Below are 14,330 nucleotides of genomic sequence, written 5' to 3'. Positions count from 1 at the left end.
TGAACGGATAGCGCCCGCCCTGCTGCGGGCGTTGTCGTTTCTAGCCTTTAGTTTGACGCGTTTTCTTCACGCGAACCGGCATCCCACTTCGCTCGAAAACGCTATGGTAGGTGCGCTTGGCGCGAAAACGCGCTAACCCTGCGCGCATGATTTCCTCTACCCCCCAAACTGACACCGTCCATGTGATTGGCGGCGGCCTTGCCGGCTCGGAAGCTGCCTGGCAGGTCGCCAATGCGGGCGTTCGCGTCGTCCTGCACGAGATGCGCCCGTTGCGGATGACCGAGGCGCACCGCACCGAAGGTCTGGCCGAGCTCGTCTGCTCCAACTCGTTTCGCTCGGACGACGCCGCCAACAACGCCGTAGGCCTGCTGCACGCCGAGATGCGCAGGTTGGGCTCGCTGATCATGCGCTCCGCCGACGCCAACCAGGTGCCCGCGGGCGGGGCGCTGGCGGTCGACCGCGACGGGTTTTCTGCAGCGGTCACCAAGGCGCTGCACGACAATCCCCTGATCGAGATCGATCGCGCTGAAATCGCCAGTCTGCCGCCCACCGAATGGGGCAACGTGATCGTCGCGACCGGCCCCCTCACCTCAGCGCCGCTGGCGGACGCTATCCGCGAACTCACCGACGAGAACGCGCTGGCGTTCTTCGATGCAATCGCGCCGATCGTGCACAAGGATTCCATCGATATGTCGGTGGCGTGGTTTCAGTCGCGCTACGACAAGGTCGGGCCCGGCGGCACCGGCGCTGATTACATCAACTGCCCGATGACGAAGGAGCAGTATGACGCCTTCGTCGCGGCGCTGCTGGCCGGCGACAAGGTGGATTTCAAGGACTGGGAGACTAACACGCCCTATTTCGACGGCTGCCTGCCGGTCGAGGTGATGGCCGAGCGCGGCCACGAGACGCTGCGACACGGACCGATGAAGCCGGTCGGGCTGACCAATCCGCACAACCCCACGGTCAAACCTTACGCCATCGTGCAACTGCGGCAGGACAACAAGCTCGGCACGCTCTACAACATCGTCGGCTTTCAGACCAAGCTGAATTACGGCGCGCAGCAGCGCGTATTCCGCACCATTCCAGGGCTCGAGAACGCCGAATTCGCCCGGCTCGGCGGCCTGCACCGCAACACCTTCCTGAACTCGCCAAAGCTGCTGGACGGGCAGTTGCGTCTGCGCGCGCAGCCGCGGCTGCGCTTTGCCGGGCAGATGACCGGATGCGAGGGCTATGTGGAATCCGCCAGCATCGGCCTGATCGCAGGCCTTTACGCTGCGGCGAACGCTCGGGCGCAATCGCTCGAACCGCCGCCTGCGACCACGGCATTGGGATCGCTGCTTGGGCATATCACCGGGGGCCACATCGAGACGTCAGAGGCGGGAACGCGCTCGTTCCAGCCGATGAACGTCAATTTCGGACTGTTTCCTCCGCTTGCGAGTGTGCCGAGCAAAAAACCCGACGGCACGCGGCTGCGCGGCAACGAGAAGACGGTTGCCAAGAAGCAGGCGCTTAGCGCCCGTGCGCTTACCGATCTCGATCGCTGGATCGCCGATCATCTGCGCGTTGCGGCGGCGGCGTAATCCCATGGGCTTGCCGAAAGACGACAACGCCACCCTGTCGGCGCGATGGACCGAAGGAGTGCTGCTGAAGCGCGACGTGTTCTCGACCGTCGAGCGCGGCCGTTTCCGCGATGATGCCGGCGAGATCGATGCCGTGCTGCGCCGGCTCGATCAGGTGCCGCTGTGGTCCTATCCGCTCGCCCGCCATCTGTTCGCCCGCGAGCGCCGCGCGCTGGCGCTGGCGCGCGATCTTGACGTCGGCCCGAAGCTGCTCTGGGCCGGCCGAAGAGCGCTGGTGCGCGGCTTCATCGATGGTGTCGCGCTGCATCTGGCAAAACCCCATGGCGACCTCGCCTATTTCCGATCCGCCAAACTCGCCTTGCGCAGGCTGCACCGCGCCGGCATCTGCCACAACGATCTCGCCAAGGAGCAGAACTGGCTCCGCGGCAGCAACGGCCGGGCCTATGTGACCGATTTTCAACTGGCTGCCTGCTTCAAGACAAGAAGCCGACTGTTCCGGATCGCGGCCTACGAGGATCTGCGGCACCTGCTGAAGCACAAGCGCAGCTATGCGCCGTCGGCGCTGACGCCGATGGAACGCAAGATCCTGGCGCGCAAATCCTTTGTCGCCAGCATCTGGCTCAAGACCGGCAAGAAGATCTACCAGGCCATCACGCGCGGGCTATTCAATTTCACCGACCGCGAAGGCGGCGGCAGGCGGCTGGTCAACGACGCGCCTGTGCTGATCGACCTGATCAGGAAGAACCCGGACGTGCGCGACACCGCGATCGTGGCTTTCGCCGACCGGCGTACCGGCGTCGGGTTGTATGCCTTCGTCGAGGCCGACAAGGTCGCACTGGAGAAGCAGCTGCGCAGTGAACTCGCGACAGCCAAGGGCGTCAGGCCGCCAGAGCATATCCAGGTGGTGCACGGCTTGCCGCGCGACGCCGCCGGTAAGCCGCGCACGGAGATATTGCAGCTCGTTGCGATGAACCAGCTCGACCTGATCGAGCCGCTGATCACGAACGAGGTCGACCGCGCGTTCCTGAAGGACATTCTGGAGAGCCGCAAGAACTTGCGGGACCGGTTCAATTTCGAGTCGGCTGATCTGGATAGGCCGTCAACTTGACGTTTGCTGTCGTCACCCGCGAAGGCGGGTGATCCAGTATTCCAGAGACGTCAGTGATTGAACCGATAAGCCGCGGCGTACTGGATACCCCGCTTTCGCGGGGTATGACGGTGTTAGCTGCAGCGACCCTACCCACCAAACTCCCGGGATCGCGAGGCGCGCCACAGCGTCCACAAAATCCGCAAACGCGACGGCACCTGCGGCACGAACGGATCGGCGTCAGCACGCGACATACGCTTGAGATCGCGGCGGACCAGCGTCAGCGGCAGGAACACCGGCCGCACAGGCCGCGGCACGTGCATGAGCAGCTCAAAGGCTGTACCGAGATGCTTTCGGGCGTCCCCGACCAACTGATCGATCGCGGCACGCGCCTGCGGCGTCTGCTTGCCGGAAAAGACCTCTTCCATCCCGCTGCCGTGTTGCTGCAGCAATTGCAGCGGCAGGAATAGCTGACGCCGCGCGGCATCGAACGGCAGAGTTGCGATCACCTGCGCCATGCCCTGGGCCAGCCCGGCATGACGCGCGAGATGGTCGATCACGGCCGACGGCTGTGCCGCGATCCGTGCGCCGAACGAGAACAGCGCCGCGGAGGTGTCGGTGACATAGCCTTCCAGCGCCGCCATCGACGGCATCGGATCATTATAGAGATCGAACTGATGCTCCTCGATCAGCCGCGACAGCGGCTCGACCGGCAGGCGGAATTCGCCGATGGCTTGCAACAGCTCGGCCGCGACAGGATTGCCCTCGACGCCGCCATGGCCGGCGCCTTCGAGCATGTCAGTCCACCATTGCAGCCGCATTTCGCCCGGCAGAGGCTGGCTGACCTGCTCGCGCACGCGCGTTACCTCAACGTTGAAGGCATAGACCGCCAGCAGCGCGCGCCGCTGAGCCGCCGGCAGAAACAGCGTCGATGCGTAGCGGGCGAAGTCGTGCGTGCGCACCAGATCGGCGCAGAACGCGGCGGAATCTTTTGACGTCGCCGCCCCGCTCATGGCACCGCGATCAACGCCGCCGCGACCCGCCGGCGCTCGCCCAGCATGATGTTGTAGGTGCGGATCGCAGGTCCCGTCTGCATCGCATCGAGTACCACGCGCACGGCGCGCAATGCTTCCCGAAGGCCCCGCGGCGGCACCCAGACTTCAGTGCCGGTGCCGACGATCAGCGTATCGATGGAGTTGGCGGCCTTGAACACGCGCGTCAGCGAATACTCGTCGATCTCGGCAGGTTTCGTCACCGGCCAGGCCCAAATACCGTCCGGCAGGCAGAGCAGCGAGCCGCGATGCGACATGTCGGCGAAGGCGAAGCCGCCCTTGCCGTAGGCTTCGATCGGCGCCGACCTCGGAAGATGCGGGACGTCCGAGGATGTTGCCATAATTACTTCTTCGCAGGCGTATCCGGCGCGTCGCGGTGCTCACCGACGCCAAGATAGATCAGGATCGGCGCAGCGATGAAGATCGAAGTGTAGGTGCCAACCAGCAGCGCGCCGAACACCATGACCGCCGTAAAGCTGTGGATCGCGTGACCGCCGAACAACAACAGCGCCAGCAACGCCAGCGTCACCGTGACGTGGGTGATGATCGAGCGCGACAGTGTCGAATTGATGGATTCGTTCAGCAGTTGCGGCATCGGCATTTTCTTGTAACGCCGCAGCATTTCCCGGATGCGATCGTAGATCACGACCGTATCGTTCAGGGAGTAACCCAGAATCGTCAATAACGCGGCAATACTCGTGAGGTCGAAATCGACCTGCGAGATCGACATGAAGCCGATCGTCAGCACGATGTCGTGGACGTTGGCGATCATGGCGCCGAGCGCGAACTGCCATTCGAACCGGAACCAGAGATAGATCAGGATTGAGAAAATCGCGAGCATCATGCCGAGCATGCCGTAAGCCAGCAATTCGCCGGAAACGCGCGGTCCCACCACTTCGACGCGGCGATATTCAACGGAATCGCCGAGCGCGCCGCGGACTTTCTGCACCGCAGCCTGCTGCGCGGCGTCGCCGCCGGGTTGCTCGGCTACCCGAATCAGCACGTCGGCCGGACCGCCGAATTGCTGTAGCTGAATATCGCCGAGCCCGAGCGTGCTCAGTTTCGTGCGCATCGCGCCGATGTCGGCGGGGCCGGACTTGTCCTGCACTTCCAGCAGCGTACCGCCCCTGAAGTCGATGCCGAAATTCAGCCCGTGGGTGAAAAACAGCACGATCGCGAGGATCGAAAGAGCCGCGGAGATCGGGAAGCTGATGCGACGAAAGCGCGTGAAATCGAAATGCGTGACGTCAGGGACGATGCGCAGCGGCGGCAACAGATCGAACACGGCGACCACGGTCAGCACGACGATCAGAACGCCCAGCGCAATGAGAATAGATTGAGTCACAGTGGGGTCCCTAGATCGGCACGGTCTTCGGCCGCTTCCAGCGCACCCAGCCAGCGACGATCAGGCTGGTGAGCGTAAACGCTGTGAAGACCGTGGTGATGATACCGATGCCGAGCGTGACGGCGAAGCCGCGAACCGGGCCGGTGCCGATGTAGAACAGCACCGCTGCGGCAATGAAGGTGGTGATATTGGAGTCCAAGATAGTCGCCAGCGCTCGCCTGAAACCGGCGTCGATCGCCGAAATCGCATTGCGCCCGCCGCGCAGTTCCTCACGGATGCGCTCATAGATCAGCACGTTGGAGTCGACCGCGATACCAACGGTCAGCACGACGCCGGCGATACCGGGCAGCGTCAGCGTGGCGTTGAGCAGCGACAGGATGCCAAAGATCATCGCGACGTTGATGGCAACCGCGATGTTGGCGAACACGCCGAACAGCCGGTAGGTCAGCAGCATGAACGCGATGACCATGATCGAGCCGACGTAAGCCGCGAGTTTGCCCTTTTCGATCGAGTCCTGGCCAAGCCCGGGGCCGACGGTGCGCTCCTCGATCACGGTCAGCGGCGCCGGCAGTGCGCCGGCACGCATTAGCAGCGCGAGTTCGTTGGCCGCCTGCACCGTGAAGCTGCCGGAAATCTGGCCCTGGCCGCCGGTGATCGGCTCGCGGATCACGGGTGCGGATATCACCTTGTTGTCGAGGACGATAGCAAAGGGTTGCCCGACATTTTCCGACGTCGCCTGCGCGAATTTGCGCGAGCCCGAACTGTTGAACTTGAAGTTCACGATCGGCTCGTTTGTGCGCTGGTCGAAGCCCGGCTGCGCGTCGGTCAGATCGCCGCCCGACACCAGCACCTGCCGCTTGATGACGTAGGGCACCTTGGGCGATTGCTCGCTCATCAAGACTTCCGAATCCGCCGAAATCCCTCGCCCCGACTGAGCCTGATCCGGCGACACCGACGAATCGACCATGCGGAATTCCATCTTGGCGGTCTGGCCAAGGATGCGCTTCAGGTCGGTTGGATCCTGCAATCCCGGCACCTGGACCAAGATGCGATCGGTGCCTTGCCGCTGGATCAAGGGCTCGACCGTGCCCAATTCGTTGATACGGCGCTCGACGATCTGGATCGACTGTTCAATCGTTTGCCGGATGCGTTCGGTAATGGCGGCTTGCGGCACGGTGAGACGGAACAGGCCGCCGCCGGCATCGGAGACTTCGAGGCTGCGCTGCCCTGAGGAGCCGAGCAGGCCGCCAAGCGGCTGCGACAGCTCGCGCAGCTTGGCGAGGGCCGCTTGCTGGTCACTCTCCTTGACGCGGACTTCGGCGGCGTCGCCGCGGACGGCAAGGCCGGTATAGCCGATCTTGGCATCACGCAGCACGCGGCGGATCTCGTCGCGCACCTGGTCGAGCTTTTCCTTCTTCACATAGTTGGAATCGACTTCGAGCAGCAGGTACGAGCCGCCCTGCAGATCGAGGCCGAGCACGATGTGGCGTTGTGCCCACACCGGCCAGTTCTTCACCCGCTCCTGGGAAAAGAAGTTCGGAACCGCGAACAGGCAGACGATTAGCGCGGTCAGAATGATCGCCAGCGCCTTCCACCGCGTGAAATACAACATCGAGTAGACCCGTCAGAATCCAGGAAAGTGCGCCGCGGGAAGCGGCGCGGAAAACTCAGCTCGCGGACGTCTCGTCCTTGGCCTCACTCTTTTCCTTGGCGGGCTCGCCCTTGGCGCGGACGCCTGAAATCATCTGCCGCATCTGCCGCACTCGGACACCGTCCGAAATCTCGAACTCGATCTGGTCGTCGTCCACCACCTTGGTTACCTTGCCGACCAGGCCGCCCGAGGTCACCACGGTGTCACCGCGGCGGATGTTTTTGACCAGCTCCTGGTGATCCTTCACCTTCTTCTGCTGCGGCCGCAGAATCAGGAAATACATGATCACGAAGATCAGCGCGAACGGCAGCAGCGACATCAACATGCTGTTGGCATCGCCACCGGCTGCAGCCTGGGCGTACGCAGGAGTAATCAGCATCGAACAATCCTCGTGAGACGGAAAAGAACCGGCCATGCCTGGGCTTAGCGCCTTGAGCAAATCGCCGGTCCGGGCAAATTCGCGCGGACTATAGCGGCGGCGGGCCCAATTGCAACGCTGGCCGCCCTCTCATTTAGGCCGCTTGCGAGACCTTCCAAGGCCCGTTAAGGCTGCGCGGTAAGGAACTCCGGAAATGTCGAAAAAACCCAAGAAAAAAGCGACTCAAACAGCGCCGCGCGCCACCCCCAGGGCAGCTTCGCGAGGCCAAGCGAAAACCGCGACAAAACGTCCGCCAAACACGCTTAACGACGCCGCCGCCGAGCGGATCGCCACGGCGCTGGAAGCCATCGCCGGCCACCTTTCCGCGGCCTCTCCGGCGGCGGGAAACCCCAAGTCATTCGGCTCCGCCGACGCCTTTGTCTGGCATCCGGACGGACGCCTTTCGCCGGTGCCGCGCGTCAGCCGCGTCGATCTCGGCCTGCTCAAGGGCATCGACCGGATGCGCGACATCCTGATCGAAAACACCGAGCGCTTTGCCGACGGCCTGCCGGCCAATAACGCGCTGCTCTGGGGTGCGCGAGGCATGGGCAAGTCCTCACTGGTGAAGGCGACGCATGCCAATATCAACATCGACCGCAAGCCTTCCGACCGGCTCAAGCTGATCGAGATTCACCGCGAGGACATCGAGAGCCTGCCCGGCCTGATGGACCTGCTGCGGAGCTCCGATTTCCGCTTCATCGTGTTCTGCGACGACCTCTCCTTCGACGGCAACGACGCCTCCTACAAATCGCTGAAGGCAGTGCTGGAAGGCGGTATCGAGGGACGTCCAGACAACGTCATTCTCTATGCCACCTCCAACCGGCGGCACCTGCTGGCGCGCGAGATGATCGAGAACGAACGCTCGACCGCGATCAACCCGGGCGAAGCGGTCGAGGAGAAGGTGTCGCTGTCGGACCGTTTTGGTCTGTGGCTCGGCTTTCACCGCTGCAGCCAGGACGAGTACCTCGCCATGGTGCGCGGCTATTGCGGCCATTTCGGCATCAAGATGTCAGACGAAGATCTGGAACGCGAAGCGCTGGAATGGTCGACCACACGCGGCTCCCGGTCGGGCCGCGTCGCCTGGCAGTTCACGCAGGAACTGGCAGGACGGCTGGGCGTGCGGCTGGCGGGGAAATAGGCTGGTCCGCGAGCAGACATCCCGCGACAACCCCGAACTGTCATTCCCCGCGAAGGCGGGGAATCCAGTACGCCGCGGCTTCTCGGCTCAATCGCAACTGCTCTGGAATACTTGATCGCCCGGTCAAGCCGGGCGACGACGGTTGTGGGTGGGGCGGCGCCGTTGGCAGCTAGCCGATCACGCCCCGTTCAGGAATTGAAGCGGGTCAACCGGCGATGATCCCTTGCGGATCTCGAAGTGGAGCTGCGGCGACCCCACCTCGCCCGATTGACCCGATTTGGCAATGATCTGGCCACGCTTGATCGTATCGCCGCGCTTCACCAGCAGTTCACTCGCATGGGCATATGCGGTGACGTAACCGTTGGAGTGCCGCACCAGAACCAGATTGCCGTAACCCTTCAGCTCGTTACCGGAATAGGCGACCACGCCGTCTTCCGCCGCCTTCACCGGCGTGCCTTCCGGCACTGCCAGGTTGATGCCGTCATTCGATTTGCCGTTGGTCTTGGCGCCGTAGCTCGTGATCACCTTGCCGCGCACCGGCCAGCGGAAGGTCGGCAGCGCGCCGGTCGCTTCACCGGGCTTGATGGAAGCTTGCTCGATGACGGGCTTTTCTTCCGTGACATTCGTGGTGGCGGAAGCCAGCCGCGCGCTCTGCGGCGGACCGCCGGCTGCGGCCATCTTGGTGGCCGGCGCGGCAGCCGGGGCGACCGGCTGGGCGGGTGCTGCGGCGACGGGCTGCGCCGCCGGAGCAGCGGCCGCGGATTTCGAACCGGGCACAGTGAGCTTCATGCCAAGGCTGAGCTTTGCGGTCTGATCGAGATTGTTGGCCTTGGCGAGCTCGGCAACCGGCACATGGTTGCGGCGCGCGATGCTCATCAGCGTATCGCCGCGATTAACGACATGGACGCTCGGCGCTGGTGCCGCGGCGGCAACCGGCTTGCTGGCCGGGGGCGCAAGCGCCGGCGCGGGCGCAGCCGTTGTTGTTTGCCGCGGAATGATCAGTTGCTGACCGGGCGACAGCGTGCGCGGGCCCTTGTAGCCATTGGCCTGCAGGATCGCGGCCGCTGAAACGTTGTAGCGCTTGGCCAGAATGTCGAGCGTGTCGCTGGTGCCGACGATGATTGTGGTGCCGCCCTGCGCAGCCGGGCGCGCGGCCGCGACCGAGCGCGGCGGTACCGTCGCGGTGGTCTCGATGGGCGGACGGGACGGCGGCGCATAGGACGAAATCCCGCGCCCTCCTCCTGACACGCCGCCCGAGCTGGCCGGATAAGCGTGCGGTGCAGTGACGGCGGGCGGCGGCAAGGCCTCGGACTGGTATTGCGGACCCGACGCCTGCGGCCGGGCGTATTGCGGCGGCTCGCGGCGGTCGACGGCGGGGGTGCGTACCGAACCGGTCGCTTCGGGCTGGGAGGCAAAGGGATTGGAGAAGGAGCTATCGGAAAAGCGCGTCTGCATATCGGCGCTGCAGCCGGCAAAGCCAACCGACATCAGCGCCAGCACCGCCACCTGCGGCACCCGACGCGAGCGAAGCAACTCGGCGACACGGGACATGGTTACTCACTCGTACGCAACAAAATACTGTTTTGAGTAAACACGTCCCGAGTAAATAACCGCTTAACCCTTGGAATAAGATGTTGGCGGGAACCGCCAATCCGGGATTCTACAGTTCGCGCGCAATTCCCCGCAGGGCCGGGACGAAGCGGACATCGACCAGCTCCTTGCGCTCAAAACCGCTCTCGGTCCTGGTGACCCGGACCAGGGTCTGGGTGCCATGATGCGGGCCGACCGGCGCGATCAGGATGCCGCGGGGCTCGAGCCGCTGCAGCAGACTGTCCGGGATTTGCTCCATCGCGGCCGTGACGATGATGCGGTCGAAATCGCCGGCGCCCGGGGGGATGTCGAAGCCGTCGCCGAACATCACCTCGACATTGTAATAGCCGAGCTTTTCGAGCCGGGCGCGAGCCGTGTCCGCCAGCGTCCGGTAGCGCTCGATGGTCAGGACATGGGCGCAAAGCCGCGACAGCACCGCGGCCTGATAGCCGGAGCCGGTACCGATCTCGAGCACCTTGTGGTGCTTCTGCGGCTGCAACTGCTCGGTCATGTAGGCCACCACGAAGGGCTGGCTGATGGTCTGCCCGCAGGCGATGCCGAGCGCGCTGTCGCGGTAGGCATGTTCGCGATCGCCAGCCGCCACGAAGACTTCGCGCGGCACCTCTTCCATGGCGCGCAGCACAGCCTGGTTGCTGATCCCCCGCCGCCGCAGGCTGAGCTGAAACATCATCTTCTCGGGCGGTTCTTGCGACATTGCGGTCTCGTGGGGGACTCTGCCGCCGATCCAATGCTTCGGCCTCGCCGAGATGTAATAGCCCATGCGCACTTAAGGAAGAATTTCCTCAAGATTTTGGTTCCTACTCCCGGAACTGCGGTCGTGACCCCGCGTTAGGGCACGGCAAATCCTTCGCCGGGAAGTTCTTAGCCTTATAGCGTGCCGGTTCATCTCGACGTTGCGCCGAGGGGTGTTTTTTGCGAACCTCAAAGCATTGGAAGGGCAAGGATTCCCCATGATGGCGACACGGCCGGCGGGCTGTTCTGTTTTCCTCGTTGAAGACGAGGTCATGATCCGGATGATGGTCGCTGACATGCTGGAAGAGCTGGGCCACAGCGTAGCTGCCGAGGCCGGCGAAATCGGCGAAGCGGTCAAGCTGGTGCAATCGACCGAGTTCGATCTCGCCATTCTAGACGTCAACGTCAACGGCAAGGTGATCACGCCCGTGGCCGAGTTGATCACGGCGCGCAACCGTCCGTTCATTTTTGCGACCGGTTACGGCTCCTCCGGCCTGCCCCAGGAATATCGCGACCGCCCCGCGCTACAGAAGCCGTTCCAACTGGAAACGCTGGCCCAGATGATCACCTCCACGATGAAGAGCGCGCCGGTTTAGGTCGTCAATCCGCACACCCAGCCGTCATCATCCGCCAACGGGTCGGCCGAACGGCCGCCCGATGACGGGCTCCGGCGGATGATCCAGTATTCCAGAGACCTGCGATTGAACCGAGAAGCCGCGGTGTACTGGATACCCGCCTTCGCGGGTATGACGAGTTCGGCCGGGGCCTACTTCAACGTCGTCGTCAGCTCTTCCGAGAACGCTTCATCGGTACGATCGAGCCGCAGCGGCGTGACCGATACGTAGCGCGCCGCAAGCGCCGCCAGATCGGTGCCTTCGGCCGGCGTATCCATCGTCGCGGCGCGCTCAAAACCGATCCAGAAATACGGGTTGCCGCGGCCGTCGTGGCGCTTGTCGACTTTCAGGAAGCCGAGGTTGCGCTTGCCCTGCCGCGTCACACGGACGCCCTTGACCTGATCGGGCGTGCAGGCGGGGAAGTTGACGTTGATCACGGTGTTCTTCGGCACGCCGGCGTCGATTACCTTGCGCAGGATGTCCGGACCGAATTTCAATGCGGTGTCCCACAGCGGCGCGTGACGGGTCTCGATGGAAAATTCCTGGCTCAGTGCAAACGACGGAATTCCCAGAATCGTGCCTTCAAGGGCGCCCGCGATGGTGCCGGAATAAACGACGTCCTCGGCGACGTTGCGGCCCTTGTTGACGCCGGACAGCACGAGATCGGGCATCTTCTCGCCGAGGATGTGGCGCGAGCCCATGATCACGCAATCGGTCGGCGTGCCCCGCACCGCGAAGTGGCGCGGACCGACTTCGCGCAGTCGCAGCGGATCGTTCAGCGACAACGAATGCGAAACGCCGGACTGATCGAGCTCCGGCGCCACGATCCAGACATCGTCGGACAGCGCGCGGGCGATCTCCTCGACAATCTTCAGACCCGGCGCATGGATGCCGTCGTCGTTGGTGCAGAGAATTCGCATCCGTCAAAACGCCTTTTTCGAGGTGTGGCCGGCTTTCGCCTTTGGGCCGTCGTCTTATCCGGCTATCGCCGCCGAGGCAAACCGGCCCATTTCCTCATGTTTTCTTCATCCAGATGCGCCAGGGACGCGCGAATTTGGCGCCGCCGTCGATTTTCATCTGAAGATCCGGCGATTTTTGCTTTGGCTGCTCCATGGCAACGGGCGGCGGGCTGTCAGGCCCTTGCGGCGTCCCTACCGCTGCGGGCGAAGGCACCACGACAGCAGGCCGATCGACCTTCGGCATCTCGAGCTTTGGCAGTTCCGGCTTCGCAACCAGCGGAGGCAGCGCGATGGACTCAATCGCCGGCGTCGGCGCAGCTACCGGCGCCGATCCCGCCGGCTGCTGCTTATGCCGCGTTCGCGCAAACGCCAATCCTTTGTCGAAATCCGCGGCGTTGAGCCACTCCTTGGCATGCATGCGCTCGATCAGATCGTCGTCCCACAGGCGCGCCACTTCGATATCGAAGGCGCCCATCAGCCTCTGATCGATCAATTGCATGCCGTGGCCGGTGACAGCCCATTGCCTCCCGATCCAAAAGATGTCGCGATGCAATGCCATTTTCGCTTTGCGTTATTTGTCCCGCTCGATGGTTTTGAGCCCGCCCATATAGGGCTGCAGCACCGCAGGCACCGCAATGGAGCCGTCTTCCTGCTGATAAGTTTCCATCACCGCGATCAGCGCGCGGCCGACCGCCGTGCCGGATCCGTTCAGCGTGTGCACGAAGCGCGGCTTGCCGTCCGGCCCGCGCGAGCGCGCATCCATCCGGCGCGCTTGGAAATCCCCACACACCGAGCAGCTCGAAATTTCACGATAGGCTCCGCCATCGCCTTGCCCGGGCATCCAGACCTCGATGTCGTAGGTCTTTTGCGCGGAAAAGCCCATGTCGCCGGAGCACAGCGTCATCACGCGGTAATGCAGGTCGAGCCGTCGCAATACTTCCTCGGCGCAGGACAGCATGCGCTCATGCTCGTCACGGCTGGTCTCGGGCGTCGCGATCGACACCAGTTCGACCTTTGTAAATTGATGCTGCCGGATCATGCCGCGGGTATCGCGCCCCGCTGCGCCGGCTTCGGCGCGGAAGCACGGTGTCAGCGCGGTGAGGCGCATCGGCAGTTCTTTTTCGTCGACGATGGATTCGCGGACGAGGTTGGTCAGCGAGACTTCGGCGGTGGGAATGAGACCGAGACGCTCGGTCTTCAATCGTTCGTCGGGAGCCGCAAGCAATTCGCCCTTGATGGCCCAGAACTGGTCGTCCTCGAATTTCGGCAATTGACCCGTGCCGAACATCACGTCGTTGCGTACCAACAGCGGCGGATTGACCTCGGTGTAGCCGTGTTCGTTTGTGTGGAGATCGAGCATGAACTGCCCGATTGCGCGCTCCAGCCGCGCAAGTCCTTTCTTCAGCACCACGAAGCGCGCGCCACTCAGTTTTGCGGCCGCCTCAAAATCCATGTAACCAAGAGCGCCGCCGAGATCGTCATGCGGCTTGGTCGTGAAGGCGTAGTTGCGGATCTTGCCGTAGACGTGGCGCTGCACATTGCCATGCTCGTCTGTGCCTTCGGGCACGTCGTCGAGCGGCAGATTTGGAATCGCGGCAAGTTCTTTTGCCAGCTCCTCGTCCGCGGTCTTCGCGGCAAGCTCGAGCTCCGGCATTGTAGTCTTGAGTTCGGCCACTTCAGCCATCAATCTGTTGGCGCGCGCGTCATCCTTCGCTTTCTTGGCTTCGCCGATTTCCTTCGAAGCTGCATTGCGCCGCGCCTGCGCCTGCTCGGACGCCAGGATCGCCGCACGGCGCTTTTCATCGATCGTCAGCAGCGCAGCCGACAGCGGCGCCAGCCCGCGGCGCTTCAGTCCGGCGTCGAACGCCTGGGGATTGTCGCGGATCGATTTGATGTCGTGCATGAGGATTTGGCCCCGAAGTCGATTTCTGTAAACAATCAAGGCTAGTGTTGATTGTTTACGCGCCCCAGTTACCACACCCGTCATCACCCGCGAAAGCGGGTGATCCAGTATTCCAGAGCAGTTCGAGATAAATCCGCCTGGCCGCGGCGTACTGGATTCCCCGCCTTCGCGGGGAATGACGGCTTATTAGCCTGCGCGGCCCTGGCGCCCTACTCGGCCGGGTTGGTTTCCGGGGGCGGG

General features: G+C 63.5%; 13 protein-coding genes and 1 pseudogene. 4 read left to right on the top strand and 10 right to left on the bottom strand.

All coding sequences use genetic code 11. From position 1 onward, the window contains the following. Positions 1 to 146: 146 nt before the first annotated feature. Together trmFO and GWE18_RS34880 are read left to right on the top strand one after the other, a co-directional pair. Positions 147 to 1,580: a methylenetetrahydrofolate--tRNA-(uracil(54)-C(5))-methyltransferase (FADH(2)-oxidizing) TrmFO gene (gene trmFO / locus GWE18_RS34885; RefSeq protein WP_275190208.1), complete on the top strand. Its 1,434-nt coding sequence runs from the start codon at positions 147 to 149 to the stop codon at positions 1,578 to 1,580. Positions 1,581 to 1,584: 4 nt separating this feature from the next. Continuing rightward, positions 1,585 to 2,688, top strand: a complete 1,104-nt coding sequence (locus GWE18_RS34880; protein WP_275190207.1) for a serine/threonine protein kinase — start codon at positions 1,585 to 1,587, stop codon at positions 2,686 to 2,688. A 128-nt stretch (positions 2,689 to 2,816) separates the two neighbouring features. Here the strand turns inward: GWE18_RS34880 and GWE18_RS34875 are convergent, their stop codons facing one another. From GWE18_RS34875 to yajC, 5 genes are read right to left on the bottom strand one after another with little or no spacing between them, the layout of a single operon-like run. Continuing rightward, positions 2,817 to 3,680, bottom strand: a complete 864-nt coding sequence (locus tag GWE18_RS34875; protein WP_275190206.1) for a phytoene/squalene synthase family protein — start codon at positions 3,678 to 3,680, stop codon at positions 2,817 to 2,819. Next, entirely contained in the window at positions 3,677 to 4,060 is a 384-nt protein-coding gene (locus tag GWE18_RS34870; RefSeq protein WP_275190205.1) for an Mth938-like domain-containing protein, read from the bottom strand. Before GWE18_RS34870 ends, GWE18_RS34875 begins: the two co-directional genes overlap by 4 nt. A gap of 2 nt (positions 4,061 to 4,062) precedes the next feature. Continuing rightward, entirely contained in the window at positions 4,063 to 5,064 is a 1,002-nt protein-coding gene (secF, locus tag GWE18_RS34865; protein WP_275190204.1) for a protein translocase subunit SecF, read from the bottom strand. Between the two features lie 10 nt (positions 5,065 to 5,074). Further along, positions 5,075 to 6,676, bottom strand: a complete 1,602-nt coding sequence (secD, locus tag GWE18_RS34860) for a protein translocase subunit SecD (protein ID WP_275190203.1) — start codon at positions 6,674 to 6,676, stop codon at positions 5,075 to 5,077. Positions 6,677 to 6,731: 55 nt separating this feature from the next. After that, on the bottom strand, positions 6,732 to 7,094 hold the full coding sequence (gene yajC / locus GWE18_RS34855) for a preprotein translocase subunit YajC (protein ID WP_057855867.1): 363 nt from the start codon (positions 7,092 to 7,094) through the stop codon (positions 6,732 to 6,734). 193 nt (positions 7,095 to 7,287) lie between these two features. Between yajC and GWE18_RS34850 the strand changes: the two genes are divergently transcribed. Continuing rightward, positions 7,288 to 8,271, top strand: a complete 984-nt coding sequence (locus tag GWE18_RS34850) for an ATP-binding protein (protein WP_275190202.1) — start codon at positions 7,288 to 7,290, stop codon at positions 8,269 to 8,271. Between the two features lie 177 nt (positions 8,272 to 8,448). Here GWE18_RS34850 and GWE18_RS34845 read toward each other — a convergent pair whose 3' ends face one another. Together GWE18_RS34845 and GWE18_RS34840 are read right to left on the bottom strand one after the other, a co-directional pair. Next, positions 8,449 to 9,822, bottom strand: a complete 1,374-nt coding sequence (locus GWE18_RS34845; protein ID WP_275190201.1) for a peptidoglycan DD-metalloendopeptidase family protein — start codon at positions 9,820 to 9,822, stop codon at positions 8,449 to 8,451. A 109-nt stretch (positions 9,823 to 9,931) separates the two neighbouring features. Next, entirely contained in the window at positions 9,932 to 10,549 is a 618-nt protein-coding gene (locus GWE18_RS34840; RefSeq protein ID WP_275190258.1) for a protein-L-isoaspartate(D-aspartate) O-methyltransferase, read from the bottom strand. Between the two features lie 283 nt (positions 10,550 to 10,832). Here GWE18_RS34840 and GWE18_RS34835 point away from each other — a divergent pair, with 283 nt between their 5' ends. Then, positions 10,833 to 11,210, top strand: a complete 378-nt coding sequence (locus tag GWE18_RS34835) for a response regulator (protein WP_082646407.1) — start codon at positions 10,833 to 10,835, stop codon at positions 11,208 to 11,210. Between the two features lie 170 nt (positions 11,211 to 11,380). Here the strand turns inward: GWE18_RS34835 and surE are convergent, their stop codons facing one another. The 3 genes and pseudogenes from surE to serS form a co-directional block, all read right to left on the bottom strand. Next, on the bottom strand, positions 11,381 to 12,148 hold the full coding sequence (surE, locus tag GWE18_RS34830) for a 5'/3'-nucleotidase SurE (RefSeq protein WP_275190200.1): 768 nt from the start codon (positions 12,146 to 12,148) through the stop codon (positions 11,381 to 11,383). A 391-nt stretch (positions 12,149 to 12,539) separates the two neighbouring features. Continuing rightward, positions 12,540 to 12,746, bottom strand: a pseudogene (locus GWE18_RS34825) (hypothetical protein); the annotation flags it as partial. A 12-nt stretch (positions 12,747 to 12,758) separates the two neighbouring features. Continuing rightward, on the bottom strand, positions 12,759 to 14,090 hold the full coding sequence (serS, locus tag GWE18_RS34820) for a serine--tRNA ligase (protein WP_275190199.1): 1,332 nt from the start codon (positions 14,088 to 14,090) through the stop codon (positions 12,759 to 12,761). Positions 14,091 to 14,330 lie beyond the last annotated feature (240 nt).

The sequence above is a fragment of the Bradyrhizobium sp. CSA112 genome, assembly GCF_029051645.1.
GTDB lineage: Bacteria > Pseudomonadota > Alphaproteobacteria > Rhizobiales > Xanthobacteraceae > Bradyrhizobium.
This window is presented reverse-complemented; position numbering and strand designations above follow the sequence as displayed.